Source organism: Massilia sp. 9I, assembly GCF_902506415.1.
Classification (GTDB): Bacteria; Pseudomonadota; Gammaproteobacteria; order Burkholderiales; family Burkholderiaceae_D; genus Telluria.
Genome location: NZ_LR733275.1, coordinates 576,080 through 589,819, shown reverse-complemented (window position 1 = coordinate 589,819; position 13,740 = coordinate 576,080). Strand labels below are relative to the sequence as shown.

The following is a 13,740-nucleotide window of genomic DNA, read 5'->3' as shown; positions in this document are numbered from 1 at the left end:
AGCTTTAAAGACTTATTGAATCGCCCGTTTTGTCCACCCCGCTGTCAAGGCATCTGATGCAAAGGTAAGGCCATGAACGTTCATCAATTCCTGCTGATTCTTCTTGCCAGGAAGAAGATCATCCTGTCGACCCTGCTGGTCACGGTCCTGCTCGCGCTGGGCTGGAGCCTGATGCAGCAGAAGACCTACAAGGCAACCGCATCCGTGCTCTTGAACTACAAGGGCGTGGACCCGGTGAGCGGACTCACCATGCCGGGCAACCTGATGCCGGGCTATATGGCGACCCAGATCGACATCATCAGCAGCAAGAACGTGGCCCTGCGCGTGGTCGACTCGCTGCGCCTCGCCTCGAGCCCGGCCGTGCAGGCCCAGTGGCGCGAAGCCAACGAAGGCAAGGGCACGGCGCGCGACTGGCTGGCCGACCTGCTGCTGAAGAAACTCGAGATCATGCCCTCGCGCGAATCGAGCGTGGTCGAGATCAGCTTCAAGGGCGCCGACCCGGCCTTTGCCGCGGCGGTCGCCAATGCCTTCGCCGACGAATACCAGAAGATCAGCGTCCAGCTCAAGACCGAGCCGGCCAAGAAGGCCTCGTCCTACTTCAACGAACAGACCAAGCAGCTGCGCGACAACCTGGAAGCCGCGCAGGCGCGCCTGTCGAAGTACCAGCAGGAGAAGGGCATCGTCAGCCTCGACAACAACCGCGTTGATGTCGAGCTCTCCCGCCTGAACGACCTGTCGGCCCAGCTGGTCGCGGCCCAGACCCAGGCCATGGAAGCGACTTCGCGCGCCAGCATGGCCAACGGCGTCGGCTCGCCCGACGTCGCCAACAACGCCTTGGTCCAGAGCCTGCGCGTGAGCCTGGCCAGCGGCGAAGCCAAGCTGGCCGAAGCCGCCTCGCGCTACGGCCGCAACCACCCGGCCTACCAGTCCGCCAGCGCCGAAGTGGGCAAGATGCGCGCCGAACTGAACGCCGCCCTGGGCAGCGTGTCCAAGAGCGTCGGCTCCAATGCCCAGATCTATCGCCAGCGCGAATCCGAACTGCGCGCCGAACTGGCCGCCCAGAAGACCCGCGTGCTCGAGCTGAACCGCACCCGCGACGAACTCGGCGTGATGCTGAAGGACCTCGACAGCGCCCAGCGCGCCTTCGATTCGGCCAGCCAGCGCTTCTCGCAGACCCGCATCGAGGCCCAGTCCGAACAGTCCGACATCTCGGTGCTGAACCCGGCGGTGCCGCCGACCGCCCCGAGCGGCCCGCGCGTGCTGCTCAACACCCTGGTGTCGATCCTGCTGGGCACCATCCTCGGCGTCGGCCTGGCGCTGCTGCTGGAACTGCTGAACCGTCCGGTGCGCTCCACCGGCGACGTCAAGGACATGCTGGGCATCCCGGTGCTCGGCACCATCGAGTGGCGCATGAAGCGCCCGCGCACCGGCGGCATCCGCGCGCTGATGACCCCGCGCCGCCTGCTGCGGCTGAACTGAGAGCCATGCGCCCACGAGGCGCGCGCTCTCATACAAGAATAGGACCAGACCATGAATTCATCCGTGCTATCCGCGTTGCCTACCGGCCAACATGCTGATTCGAGCATGGGCGCGCTCCTGCTCGATTCCGGCAAACTCACCCCTGAGAGCGCCGAGCGCGTCCTGCGCATGCAGAAAGACCTCGGGATCCGCTTCGGCGAAGCCGCCGTGCGCCTGGGGCTGGTGAGCGAGGACGATATCCAGCAGGTGCTGGCGCGCCAGTTCTCCTATCCCTATCTGCAAAAAGGCCAGGCCAACCTGTCGCCCAAGCTGGTCGCCGCCTACGATCCGTTCTCGCCCCAGGTCGAGGCGCTGCGCGCGATCCGCAGCCAGCTGATGCTGCGCTGGTTCGCACGCGGCCGGCGCGCCCTGGCGATCGCCGGCGTGACCCCGGAAGACGGTTCCAGCCTGTTCGCGGCCAACCTGGCGGTGGTGTTCTCCCAGCTGGGCGAGCAGACCCTGCTGGTGGACGCCAACCTGCGCAGCCCGCGCCAGCAGGAGATGTTCGGCGTCAAGCCGCGCCAGGGCCTGTCCGACCTGCTGGCCGGCCGCGCCGACCTCGACGTCATCCAGCGCGTGCCGGCTTTCGTCGACCTGTCCCTGATGCCGGCCGGGACCCTGCCGCCGAACCCGCAGGAACTGCTGGCGCGCGAAGGCTTCCGCAACCTGAATACCCAGCTCGAGTCGCGCTACGACGTGGTGCTGTACGACCTGCCGCCGTTTGCAAGCGGCGCCGACGCGCTGGCCGTGGCCGGGCGCGCCGGCGGCGTGCTGCTGGTGGCCTGCAAGCACCGTACCCGGATCGCCCACGTCAGCCGCATGGCCGAACAGATGGCCGAATCCGGAGCCGAAGTGGTCGGCTCGGTGGTGGTGGAGTTCTGAGATGGCGACGGCGGCACGCAAGGAGAGCGCGGCAGGCATGCCGCAAGACTGGACGGGCGCATTGCGCGGCGCGCTGCCTGAATGGTGGCCCGTCATCGCCGGCCTGGCGATCCTGTTCGGACCGACCTTCTACGACCTGTTCACCGGCGCCTGGATCGGCGAAGAGCAGGGACACGGCCCGATCATCTTCTTCCTGGCAATCTGGCTGATCTGGCGCAAGTGGCCGGAAATGATGGCGGCGGTAGGCAGCACGCCCGTCGGCAGCTGGACCGGCTGGCCGGTGCTGGCCGTGGGCCTGATGTTCCACCTGCTGGGCCGCTCGCAGAAAATCCTCATGTTCGAGGTCGCCTCGATCCTGGTGGTGGCGGCGGCCGTGGTGCTGCTCAAGTTCGGCGGCCGCGCCCTGCGCGTGCTGTGGTTCCCCTTCTTCTTCATGCTGTTCATGGTGCCGCTGCCCAGCGAACTGGTGGCGGCGGTGACGATGCCGATGAAGATGGCGGTGTCCTGGGCCGTCGAGCACATCCTGTTCGCGCTGGGCTACCCGATCTCGCGTTCCGGCGTGGTGCTGCAGATCGGCCAGTACCAGCTGCTGGTGGCCGATGCCTGCGCCGGCCTGCAGACCCTCCTGACGCTGGAAGCGCTCGGCCTGTTCTACCTGAACCTGATGCGCCACCCCTCGGCCTTCCGCAACATCACGCTGGCGATCCTGATCGTCCCGATCTCGTTCTCGGCCAACGTCATCCGCGTGATCACCCTGACCCTGATCACCTATTACTACGGCGACGCGGCCGGGCAGGGCTTCCTGCACGGCTTTGCCGGCATGGTCCTGTTCATCACCGCGCTGGTGCTGATCCTGGCGGTCGACAACGGCCTGCAATGGTGGATCAAGCGGCGCGAAGGCGGCAATGACGGCGGCCCGCGCGGCGGGCGCCCGACAGTCCTAAAGGAGGCCACATGAACCGCCGTTTCGCAATCAGCCTGGTGCTGGGCGTGGCCATGGCCGCCACCTCGGCGCTGACCGGCGCGCTCACGCCCAAGGCGCGGGTGCCGCAGGCCCACGAGCAGTTCAGCCTGGAGCAGATGATCCCGCAGCGCTTCGGCGACTGGCGCATCGACCCCTCGGTGGTGCCGCTCACGCCCGATCCCGAGCAGCAGAGCGTGCTGGAAAAGATCTATGACCAGACCCTGTCGCGCACCTACGTCAACAGCGAAGGGCAGCGCGTGATGCTGTCGATCGCCTATGGCGGCGACCAGAGCAAGGCGCTGCAGCTGCACCTGCCCGAAGTCTGCTACGTGGCCCAGGGCTTCCAGATGGTGAAGGAAGACGAGGGCGCGCTGCCGACCCGCTTCGGCGAGCTGCCGGTCAAGCGCCTGGTGGCGAAACTGCACGAGCGCAACGAGCCGATCACCTACTGGATCACGATCGGCGAGCACGCCGCCCGCGCCGGCATCCAGCAGAAGCTGCGCCGCCTGGCCTATGGCCTGTCGGGCGAGATCCCGGACGGCATGCTGGTGCGGGTCTCGACCATCCAGGCCAACGACGCCCAGGCCTACCAGGTGCAGGACCGCTTCGTGGGCGAGATGCTGGGCACGATGGCGCCGCGCGACCGCAGCCGCCTGCTTGGCGCCGGCCTGGCTCCGGCGCCCGATGCGGCAGCCGGGGCGGCACAGGCGCACGCGCCCGCGGCAGTGCCGCACAAGGCAGGCTAGGGCAGAGATAAGGCAATTACCAAGCAATGAACATCAACGCGATCATCCCGTACGTCTATTACTCGCTGCCCTGGGCCTTCGTCATCGGCCTGTCGGTGGCCGCCGTCGCGGGGATCGGCATCGGCATCGTCTGGCCACGCTTCCTGGTCTATCCCTACCTGGCGGTGTACTTCTGCATGAACTCCACCAGCTACGGCAACATGGCGATCTTCGCCAGCCGCAGCATCTACAGCCGCGGCTCTGGCGTGCTGCTGTTCGGCCTGGTGTTGTGGTACGTGCTGGGCGCCTGGGCCTGCGCCCGGGTCGCCGCTACTTTCCAGCGCTACCCGACTCCGGCCTGCAACCTGCGGCCCTGGTTCTGGGCCTGGCTGGTGCTGCTGGCCGCCCACGTCGGCGTCGGCCTGATGAACGGCGTCTCCGTAAAGGAGTCGCTGACCCCGCAGGGCTTCTCGAACATCATCTGGATGGCGCCGCTGATCTCGCTGATGCTGCTGTCATTCCGTACCCGTGAGCACCTGCAGGAGCTGACCCACTTCATCCTGATCGTCGGCCTGTGCCGCTCGCTGTTCGGGCTGGTGCGCTGGGCCGCCTTCGGGGGGGACCCGAACAACGTCTACGCCAACCTGAACGCGATCAAGATCCGCCTGACCTTCTTCGACATCAACGACAGCCTGGTCTGCACCATCGCCTTCGCCATCGCGGCCGTGCACCTGTTCCAGACGGTCAAGACCGACCGCCCGAAGTTCTGGCGCACCATCGAATGGATGACCCTGGTGTCGACCGCGATGTGCATCCTGCTCTCTTACCGCCGCAGCGCCTGGATCGGCTTCATGCTGGCCTTCCTGATCATCATGATGCGGTTCCCGATCAAGCGCCGCATGCAAGTGATGACGGCCGGCCTGCCGGTGGTCGGCGCGGCGCTGGCCTATGTCGCGGTGCAGCGCCTGTCGCAGACCAAGGGCGCCGGAGGAGGGCTGTCGAGCCTGGTGTACGACATGCAATCGAAGCGCTTCGGTCCCGAGAGCGAGCGGGTGATGGAACTGAAGTTCGCGCTGGCCGACTTCCTGTCGAATCCGCTCACCGGCATCGGCACCTGGGGCCGCTACACGGGCTACCAGTACATCAGCTGGCAGAACAACCCGGACGGCGGCCTGTTCCTGCATAGCGGGGCGCTGCACATCGCGCTCAAGAGCGGCCTGGTCGGCACCTTCCTGCTGTTCGGCACCATCATCACCTTCGTGCTGTTCGCGCGCCGCGCGCTCAAGCAATTGCCGCCTGAACTGCTGGGCGTGGCCACGGCCGGGGTGGCAGGGATCGCCTTCATGATTCCCGACTTCCTGATCGGCACCCCGTTCCCGCAGGTGCGCACCACGCAGATGCTGGCCATCTGCCTGGCCTTGCCTTACCTGGCGGTGGCGGTGTCCAAGGCGGCGCCGGCAGTGAAGCCTGCGCTCAAGCCCTATATGCCGCGTCCCCACCTGGTGCCCGCCTGATGAACCTGCGTCTCGTCCGCAACGCCTGGTCGAACCTGCTCGGCGCGGCCATCCCGGCGCTGGTGATGCTCGGCACCGTGCCCCTGGTGGTCAAGGGCCTGGGCGACGCCAGCTACGGCGTGTACTCGCTGGTCACGGCCATCGTCGGCTATTTTGCCGTCATCGACATCAACGTCACCGCCGGTTCGGTCAAGTACATCGCCGAGCACAATGCGCGCAAGGACGACCAGCGCATCTTCGAAACCATTTCTTTCGGCCTGGCGACCTACGCCGGCATCGGCCTGCTGGGCGCGCTGGGCCTGTTCCTGGGCGCTGCCTGGCTGGTGGGCGGCGTGTTCGCCGTGCCGCAGGGGCTGGTGCCGGAAGCCACCGCTACCTTGCGCCTGGCGGCGCTCGGTTTCCTGGCCGGCCAGCTGCAGAGCTATTTGAACAGCGTGCCGCAGTCGCTGATGCGCTACGACATCTCGGCGCGCCTGGAGATGGTGTTCGGCACCCTGGTGCCGCTCGCCACGGTCGGCGTGCTGCTGCTCGGCTTCGGCCTGTTCGAGGTGATCCTTCTGCGCGTCGTTGCCAGCAGCATCCACTGCGTGATCCTGTGGGGCGCGATCCGGCGCCTGCTGCCCGGCATGCGCTGGCGCTGGCCCGGCAGCAGTTTCCGCAACGCGCTGCTCGGCTTTTCGGCCTACTCCTTCCTGTCGCGCTTTGCCACGCTGTCCTATGCCCACGCCGACAAGCTGATCATCGGCGCCCTGGTCGGGGTCACCGGACTGGCCTATTTCACGGTGGCGGCCACGCTCGCCAATCGCGTGCTGAGCCTGACATTCCGCCTGTCCGGCGTGTTCTTCCCTGCCGCCAGCGCGCTGGCGGCAAGCGGCGAGCTGGCGCGCCTGGACCGGGCCTACCTGAAGGCCACGCGCTACGTGGTGTTCCTGAACGCCGCGATCCTGGTGCTGGTGGCGGTGTTCGCGCACCAGATCCTCGGCTACTGGATGAACGAGGAATTTGCGCGCAACGGCGCCACCGTGCTGGCCGTGATGGCGCTGTCGCAGTTCATCGATTCGCTCACCAGCCTGCCTTCCCTGGTGAACGACGGCATGGGCCACCCGCGCGTGTCCGGCCTGTTCGCCGTCACCCGCGCCCTTGCCGGCCTGGGCATCGTCTGGGTCGGCGTGGCCGGCTGGGGCATCGATGGCGCCGCCTGGGGACACCTGATCGGCTCGCTGTTCTTCACCTGCGTCTTCCTGGGCTACGTGCATGGACGGACGGTGCCGACCACGCTCGCCCGCCTGTTCAGCCAGGGCTATGCGCCCGGCCTGGCCGGGGTGGCGCTGGTGGCGATGGCGGCCACCGCCGCCGAGCAGCTGTTCGACCGCGGCGCCTGGGACTTCCTGTTCATCCTTACGGTGACCACGCTGCTGCTGGGCGTGCACGGTGCGCTGTTCGTGATAGAGCGCGAAGACCGCTTGATGGCCTGGGAGCGCCTGAAGGCGGGCTGGGCGCGCTGGCAAGTGACCGGCTAGGGCTGCCGGCTGAGGCCTGGCCGGCCACGATGCTTCGATAAACATGGAACTGATGTGAAAGGAATCTGCCGAAGGTGAAAGGAACAACGAGCTTGCGGAGAATGTCATGCGCATCCTGATGGTGTCGGAAGATCTACCGGGCGACAAGGTCGGCGGCCTCGGCAAGCACGTGGTCACGCTTGCCAACCGCCTGCTGGCCGAAGGCCACGACGTCGAGATCCTCGGCCGAAACGACCGTGGCCTGGAGCGCTGCGCCGAGCAGATCGGCTTTCGCGGCCATTTCCGTCCCGGCTTCGACTACGCCCGGCCGGGATGGAAGGAGCTGCAGCTGGGCGTGTTCAACCCGCTCAAGCGTCCTTACTTTGCGCGCAAGATCGCGAGCGCGATCAACCAGCACGCGCCCGGTTTCGACGTGGTGCACTACCACGGCCACGTTCCCATGGTCGGCCTGCACGTGGAGGAGGGCATCAATTATGTGCAGACGCGCCACGACCAGGGCAGCGAATGCCTGACCCATTTGCGCTTCCGCGACGACGCCGTGTGCGACAACCTGGTGCCGGGCGACTGTTCCGCCTGCATTACCAGGCAGGCGGGCGGCATGCGCAAGACCGTGACCGCGATCGCCGTCAACGGCTACCGCAGCCAGACCGCGCGCGCCTTTGCCCGCCACAAGACGGTGTTCGTCTCCGGCTTCCTGCGCCGCCAGTTCCTGCGCGCGGTGCCGGATGCCGACTTGTCGCGCTGCCGCGTGATCCACAACTTCGTCGACTATCCGCGCCTTCTGGGCGCGGCGCAGCGCGCGCCGGCGCCGACGCCGGGCGAAGTGGTGCTGGTCGGCCGCGTCGATGCGGGTAAGGGCTTCGGCGAATTCCTGGCTGCCAGCGAAGGACGGCTCCCGCCGCACGCGCGCCTGACGATTGCCGGCGACGGCCCGCTGCTGGCCACCCTGCAGGCGCGCCATGCAAGCCCGCAGGTGGAGTTCCTCGGCTGGCAGGACTACGACGCAGCCCTCGCCCTGAGCGCGCGCGCCCACCTGTGCGTGGTGCCCTCGCTGTGCGAGGAAGCCTGCAGCACCACGGTGCTGGAAGCGCTGGCGCTGGGCCGCCAGTGCGTGGCGCTGGCGCGCGGCGGCACGCCCGAGCTGGCCGCTTATCAACAATACGACGGCCAGCTGCAACTGGCCGACACCATGGACGAGCTGGTCGAGCGCGTGCGCGCCCAGCTCGCCGAGCCACCGCGCCAGGTCGCGCCGGCGCCGAGCTTCGGCGCCGATGCCGGGCGCCTTCTCCCTCGCTTACTGGAGTTGTATGCAGAGCAAACCAACCTTTTCGATCGTTACGTGCACCTGGAACAGCGCCGCCACGCTGGCTGACACGCTGGCCTCGGTGCAGTCGCAGACCTGCCAGGACTTCGAACACATCTTCGTGGACGGCGGCTCCACCGACGGCACCCTCGACATGATTGCCGCTTACCTGGCGGACCAGCCGGGCAAGAAGCGGGTGCTGCGCGACGTCGGCGGCGGCATCAGCCGCGCCATGAACCAGGGCATCGAGGCCGCCCAGGGCGAATACATCGCCCACCTCCATTCGGACGACTACTACAACGGTCCCGACGTACTGGCCACCGTCAAGCGCGTGTTCGAGCAGGCCGCCGCGGCCGGCAGGCCGGTCGATTGGGCCTATGGCAATATCCAGGTCCTGAAGGACGGCAAGATGGTGCCGCCGTATGCGATGCCGGCCTTTTCCTACCGTTCCTTTGTTGCCGGACGCAGCTCGATCCCGCACCCGGCGGTGTTCGTGCGCAAGGCCGCCTTCGAGCGGGTCGGCAACTTCGACGAAAAGCTCAAGTACGCCATGGACATCGACCTGTGGCTGCGCCTGGGCGCGGTGGCGCATCCGGCCATGATCGACCAGCCGCTCACCGTGTTCCGCGACCATGAAGGCAGCGTGTCCTCGGCCAACCGGGTCAAGGCGCGCCAGGAAGAATTCAATGTGCGCCGGCGTCACATGGACAAGGCGCCACTGGCTTTCGGCATTTATTGCCTGCGCTATCTGAAACGGATGCGCGCACTGCAGGCCGAGTCGCGCGCCGTCGCGGCCACCTGAGCAATTTCGATAGCAAATTGTCAGCTTTGCCCTTTTGTCTTTTCAGGCGGTTTACAACCGTTAAAACCCTGAAAATATTGTTCGGCAAAAGTTGATTTTTTGTCGTGGGATTTCTGCCAAGCAAGCTAAAAATCTTTGATTTCTTTGGAGAATTTGCCTGCGTTCAACTTACTTTGGGGTAGCATAAACCCCGTGAAGTAAGCGCACTCATGCGCAGCAAACGTTCCTCTCAAGCCCTGTCGGATTCCCGGCGTGGCGCATGGATTTCAAGATTTCTTTCTCGGAGTACCCACATGGAATTTCATCGTAAGGGCCTGGTCTTGGCCGCCGCATTCGCCTCGCTGTTCGCGAGCGTCAACGCGCGTGCCGACTGGGTCCAGTCGACCGACCCGCTGGTCATCCAGGCCAAGCCCGAAATGAACCAGGTGCAGGCGCAGAATCCGCCGGGCTTCACCTGGGCCCGTCACGCGACCGGTCCGGCCGCCTACGAACTCGAAATCACGCCGGTGGGCGGCACCCCGACCAAGGTCGTGGTCGACCGCAACTGGTACCTGCCGAGCAAGGCCCTGGCCCTCGGCAACTACACCTGGCGCGTGCGCCCGGTGGGTAGCAACGAATGGTCGAGCGCGCGCACCTTCTCGATCACCAGCCGCTCGAACGTGTTCGAAGTGCCGGACAACGCCACCGTGCGCGCCCGCATCCTGGCCAAGCCGCGTCCGCGTTCGGTCCCGGCCTCGTTTACCCCGTCCACGACCTGGAACTACGAGAAGCGCACCGCGCTCGAATCCTACCTGAGCCGCCTGGCCAACGAAGTCAAGGCCCAGACCACGGCCGTGCCCTCGCTGTCGGACGCGCGCTGGTCGATCGTGATCACTTCGCCGCTGACCGCCGCCATGGCCAGCCAGCAGACCGACGTGCGCCAGCGCATCAACGAAGCCACCCGCCAGATGGAAGCGGCGGCCGTTGCCTTCCGCCTGCGCGGCGACGCCGCCTTCCTGACCGAGGCCCTGCGCCGCGGCGACGAACTGGCTGCGCTCAATCCGACCGGCCCGACCAGCTACGAGAACCAGGACCAGGCCACGCGCCAGATCGCCTGGGGGCTGGCCAAGACCGTCGACCTGCTCGGCAGCTCGCTGGACGCGACCCGCAAGGCGCGCTGGCTCGGCTCGATCAAGGCCCGCACCACCGTCATCTATAACAACCTGGCCGGCGACAACGGCCGCCTCGACCAGTATCCGTTCGACTCGCACGGCAACACCAGCATGGTGTTCCTGGTGCTGATCTCGACCCTGACCCTGGGCGACATCCCGGAAGCCCAGACCTGGTTCGACTTCTCCTTCCGCGCCTACGCACTGAGCCCGAACCCCTGGGGCGGCCCGGAAGGCGGCTATGCCAACGGCACCGCCTACGCCGAATACGCGGCCGGCTACCTGCTGGCGCTGTGGGATCCGCTCACCCATGCCACCGGCGTGAACTTCTTCGGCAAGCCCTGGACCCTCGGCTTCCTCGACTTCGCGATGGAATTCACCCCGCCGGGCGCGCGCGTGCACGCCTTCGGCGACGCCTCGGAAACCAAGCCCGACTCGCGTGTGTTCCGCGCCTTTGCTTCGCGCATGTGGTCGCCGCGCGCCGCCTGGTACGTGAAGAACACCACCGGCATGGAAGACGCGATGTCGCTGCTGCAGGCCCAGTACCCGCTGCCGGTGGCCGACACCAAGGTCTACCAGGCGCCGTCGGATTCGGCGTACTACCCGACCGTCGGCTGGGTCGCGATGCACAGCAACCTCGCTTCGAGCGCGCGCATTTCGACCTTCTTCAAGTCCAGCCCCTACGGCTCGTTCAACCACAGCCATGGCGACCAGAACGGCCTGCTGCTGTCGATCGCCGGCCAGCCGCTACTGGTCAAGGCCGGCTGGTATGACTGGTACGGTTCGCCGTACTGGACCGACTGGTACCACCAGACCCGTTCGCAGAACGCGATCACCTTCGACGGCGGCAAGGGCCAGATGGTGAACGGCTACCGCGAGCAGCTGCAGCGCAACGGCAAGATCACCGCCTTTACCGCCCAGCCGAGCTACGACTATGCGGAAGGCGATGCGACCCCGTCGTATGGCGGCCAGCTGAACATGGCCAAGCGCCAGGTCTGGCACCTGCGTAACGCCGGCAATGCGATCCTGGTGCGCGACCGCCTGTCCAGCACCGTGGCCCGCACCTACGAGTGGAACATGCACACCCCGGCCATCATGTCGGTCGAGAACGGCCAGAACGTGAAGGTGGAGGCGGGCGGGCAGTCGCTGTGCGTGCGTTCGATTAACACCAACGCGAACTTCGCCAAGTGGATCGGCCCGGGCGCCAAGACCAACGTGATCGAAGACCACGGCGCCTTCTACCTGAAGGCCGACGCCAACGCGACTGCGGAATACCTGGTGCTGCTCGACGTCGGCTGCAAGAAGCCGACCGTGAGCGTCGGGACCTCGGGCTCGGTGCGTACCGTGACCGTGGGCGGCCAGACGGTGAGCCTGAACTAAGTCCGCTGAGCGGGGCGACGTTCCCGCTGCACGCCATGCTATAAAGAAGTCCTCCGTGGCGCACGCTGCGGGGGACTTTTTCGTTTTGGGAAGCGGATGAAGCAGGTATTCCTGATCTGTGCGCACAAGGACATCGAGCAGCTGAACGCGCTGGTCGCGGCGCTGTGCGACCCCGATTTCGACGTCTACGTCCACCTCGACCGCAAGAGCGCGCTTGATCCGGCCGCGCTGCACCCGTCGGCCCACCTGGTGTCGCCGCGCATCGACGTGCGCTGGGGCGGCTATTCGCAGGTCGAAGCGACCTTGGTGTCGCTGCGCCAGATCCTGCGCGAGCAGCCGGACTTCGACAAGCTCACCTTCCTGTCAGCCCAGGATTTTCCGCTGCTGCCGAATGCGCTGCTCAAGCGCGAACTCCAGCGCCTGCGCGACCATGAACTGCTGGAGACCGCGCCGATCCGGCCCGGCGGCTGGAACGTGGGCTTTCGCTACCAGTTCTTCCACCGCGAGGGCGGTGGGAGCCTCGAGCGCCTGGCCTGCGCGCTGGCCAACCGCGTGCTGCGCCTGAGCGGCCGGCGGCGGCGCATGCCGGACGGCTTCGTGCCGCACGGCGGCGCTTCCTGGTGGGCCCTGTCGCGCGACTGCCTGTCTGAAGTGCTGCGGCTGATCGATGCCCACCCGCGCCTGCTGCGCTTCTTCCGCACCGTCCAGTGCCCGGACGAGATGCTGTTCCAGACCCTGGTCATGCATTCGCGCTTCGCGCAGCGCGTGCTGTCCGACAACTACCGCTACGTGCAGTGGCCGGAGCAGGGCGCGCGCAATCCGAAGGTACTGGACGCTGCCGATTTCGAGCGCATCCGCGCCTCGAACGCCCATTTCTGCCGCAAGCTCGACAGCCAGGCCAGCGCCGAGCTGCTGCCGCGCCTGGTCCAGTGGAAGGACAGCCGCGCCGCGGCCTGATCCATGAGCGAAGACGACGCGCCACGCCAGGGTTCCCAGAAAGTCATCTACGCCGCGATCGTGGCCAACCTCGGCATCGCGGTCGCCAAGTTCATCGTCGCCGGCATCACCGGCAGCGCCGCCATGGTGGCGGAGGGCATCCACTCGGCGGTCGACACCGGCAACGAATTCCTCCTGCTGCTGGGCGAGCGCCGCAGCAGCCGTCCGGCCGACCGCAAGCATCCCTTCGGCTATGGCAAGTCGCTCTACTTCTGGGCGCTAATCGTGGCGCTGTCCGTGTTCTCGCTGGGCGGCGGGCTGTCGATCTACCACGGGATCGACGCGCTGGAGAACCCGCCGCCGCTGGAAGATCCGATGTGGAACTACGTCGTGCTGGGCGTGGCCTTCCTGTTCGAAGGCTATAGCTGGAACGTGTCGCGCAAGGCCCTGAACGCCGTGCGCAAGCCCGGCACGACGCTGTGGCAGGCCGTGCGCGCGAGCAAGGATGCTTCGGTGTTCACGGTCTTCATCGAGGATTCGGCCGCGCTGCTGGGCCTGGTCATCGCGGCGCTCGGCATCGCCATCGGACATTACTTCGGCAACCCGTATGCCGACCCGATTGCTTCGATCCTGATCGGCCTGCTGCTGATCGGCGCCGCTTTCATGCTGGCGCGCGAGACCGGCGGCCTGCTGGTGGGGGAGAGTATCGACCGCGACCAGCTGGCGGCACTGTATGAACTGTTCCGGCGCGAGCCGGCGCTCGATAGCGTGGCCAGCCTGCGCACCATGCAGCTGGGGCCGGAGGAAGTGCTGCTGGCAGCCTCGGTCCAGTTCCGCCGCGGCATGCGCATCGACGAGGTCGAGCATGCGATTGCCCGCATCGAGGCGGCGGTGGCGGCGGAGCATCCGGTAATCAAGCAGATATACTTCGAGGCATCGGCGCTGCGCACTTCGATGCGCTGACCGGGGAGGGGGCGAGTCCCCCTGCTTGCCGTAAAGCCTGGCTTCCCGATACACTGGACAGCCGCCTGTGGCGACCTGTTCCATG

The 13,740-nt window shown here is 66.7% G+C and carries 11 protein-coding genes; all 11 read left to right on the top strand.

Features of this window, described 5'->3' with window-relative positions; all coding sequences use genetic code 11:
- Positions 1–72 precede the first annotated feature (72 nt).
- The 11 genes from epsF (at position 73) to GV068_RS02605 (ending at position 13,655) form a co-directional block, all read left to right on the top strand.
- On the top strand, positions 73–1,479 hold the full coding sequence (gene epsF / locus GV068_RS02655) for a chain length determinant protein EpsF (RefSeq protein WP_159695874.1): 1,407 nt from the start codon (positions 73–75) through the stop codon (positions 1,477–1,479).
- A 51-nt stretch (positions 1,480–1,530) separates the two neighbouring features.
- Complete coding sequence (gene epsG, locus GV068_RS02650) at positions 1,531–2,400, top strand: chain length determinant protein tyrosine kinase EpsG (RefSeq protein ID WP_159695873.1); 870 nt, start codon at positions 1,531–1,533, stop codon at positions 2,398–2,400.
- A gap of 1 nt (position 2,401) precedes the next feature.
- Complete coding sequence (xrtB, locus tag GV068_RS02645; RefSeq protein WP_373888399.1) at positions 2,402–3,358, top strand: exosortase B; 957 nt, start codon at positions 2,402–2,404, stop codon at positions 3,356–3,358.
- Positions 3,355–4,110, top strand: a complete 756-nt coding sequence (gene epsI, locus GV068_RS02640; RefSeq protein WP_159695872.1) for an exosortase-associated protein EpsI, B-type — start codon at positions 3,355–3,357, stop codon at positions 4,108–4,110. Before xrtB ends, epsI begins: the two co-directional genes overlap by 4 nt.
- 26 nt (positions 4,111–4,136) lie before the next feature.
- A complete protein-coding gene (locus tag GV068_RS02635; RefSeq protein WP_229463618.1) occupies positions 4,137–5,603 on the top strand; it encodes an O-antigen ligase in 1,467 nt (488 codons plus the stop codon).
- On the top strand, positions 5,603–7,123 hold the full coding sequence (locus GV068_RS02630; RefSeq protein WP_159695871.1) for an oligosaccharide flippase family protein: 1,521 nt from the start codon (positions 5,603–5,605) through the stop codon (positions 7,121–7,123). The genes GV068_RS02635 and GV068_RS02630 overlap by 1 nt, the downstream gene beginning before the upstream one ends.
- 106 nt (positions 7,124–7,229) lie before the next feature.
- Positions 7,230–8,495: a glycosyltransferase family 4 protein gene (locus GV068_RS02625; RefSeq protein ID WP_159695870.1), complete on the top strand. Its 1,266-nt coding sequence runs from the start codon at positions 7,230–7,232 to the stop codon at positions 8,493–8,495.
- Entirely contained in the window at positions 8,431–9,228 is a 798-nt protein-coding gene (locus GV068_RS02620) for a glycosyltransferase family 2 protein (protein WP_159695869.1), read from the top strand. Before GV068_RS02625 ends, GV068_RS02620 begins: the two co-directional genes overlap by 65 nt.
- Before the next feature lie 293 nt (positions 9,229–9,521).
- Positions 9,522–11,756 carry a DUF4962 domain-containing protein gene (locus GV068_RS02615; protein ID WP_159695868.1) on the top strand — a complete coding sequence of 745 codons (2,235 nt, stop codon included), beginning with the start codon at positions 9,522–9,524 and terminating at the stop codon, positions 11,754–11,756.
- A 96-nt stretch (positions 11,757–11,852) separates the two neighbouring features.
- Positions 11,853–12,713 carry a beta-1,6-N-acetylglucosaminyltransferase gene (locus GV068_RS02610; RefSeq protein WP_159695867.1) on the top strand — a complete coding sequence of 287 codons (861 nt, stop codon included), beginning with the start codon at positions 11,853–11,855 and terminating at the stop codon, positions 12,711–12,713.
- 3 nt (positions 12,714–12,716) lie between these two features.
- Complete coding sequence (locus tag GV068_RS02605) at positions 12,717–13,655, top strand: cation diffusion facilitator family transporter (RefSeq protein ID WP_159695866.1); 939 nt, start codon at positions 12,717–12,719, stop codon at positions 13,653–13,655.
- Positions 13,656–13,740 lie beyond the last annotated feature (85 nt).

What these genes read in the sequence shown, in the direction of transcription:
- epsF (WP_159695874.1), top strand. Translation starts at nt 73, where the DNA reads ATGAACGTTCATCAATTCCTGCTGATTCTTCTTGCCAGGAAGAAGATC.
- epsG (WP_159695873.1), top strand. Translation starts at nt 1,531, where the DNA reads ATGAATTCATCCGTGCTATCCGCGTTGCCTACCGGCCAACATGCTGAT.
- xrtB (WP_373888399.1), top strand. Translation starts at nt 2,402, where the DNA reads ATGGCGACGGCGGCACGCAAGGAGAGCGCGGCAGGCATGCCGCAAGAC.
- epsI (WP_159695872.1), top strand. Translation starts at nt 3,355, where the DNA reads ATGAACCGCCGTTTCGCAATCAGCCTGGTGCTGGGCGTGGCCATGGCC.
- GV068_RS02635 (WP_229463618.1), top strand. Translation starts at nt 4,137, where the DNA reads ATGAACATCAACGCGATCATCCCGTACGTCTATTACTCGCTGCCCTGG.
- GV068_RS02630 (WP_159695871.1), top strand. Translation starts at nt 5,603, where the DNA reads ATGAACCTGCGTCTCGTCCGCAACGCCTGGTCGAACCTGCTCGGCGCG.
- GV068_RS02625 (WP_159695870.1), top strand. Translation starts at nt 7,230, where the DNA reads ATGCGCATCCTGATGGTGTCGGAAGATCTACCGGGCGACAAGGTCGGC.
- GV068_RS02620 (WP_159695869.1), top strand. Translation starts at nt 8,431, where the DNA reads ATGCAGAGCAAACCAACCTTTTCGATCGTTACGTGCACCTGGAACAGC.
- GV068_RS02615 (WP_159695868.1), top strand. Translation starts at nt 9,522, where the DNA reads ATGGAATTTCATCGTAAGGGCCTGGTCTTGGCCGCCGCATTCGCCTCG.
- GV068_RS02610 (WP_159695867.1), top strand. Translation starts at nt 11,853, where the DNA reads ATGAAGCAGGTATTCCTGATCTGTGCGCACAAGGACATCGAGCAGCTG.
- GV068_RS02605 (WP_159695866.1), top strand. Translation starts at nt 12,717, where the DNA reads ATGAGCGAAGACGACGCGCCACGCCAGGGTTCCCAGAAAGTCATCTAC.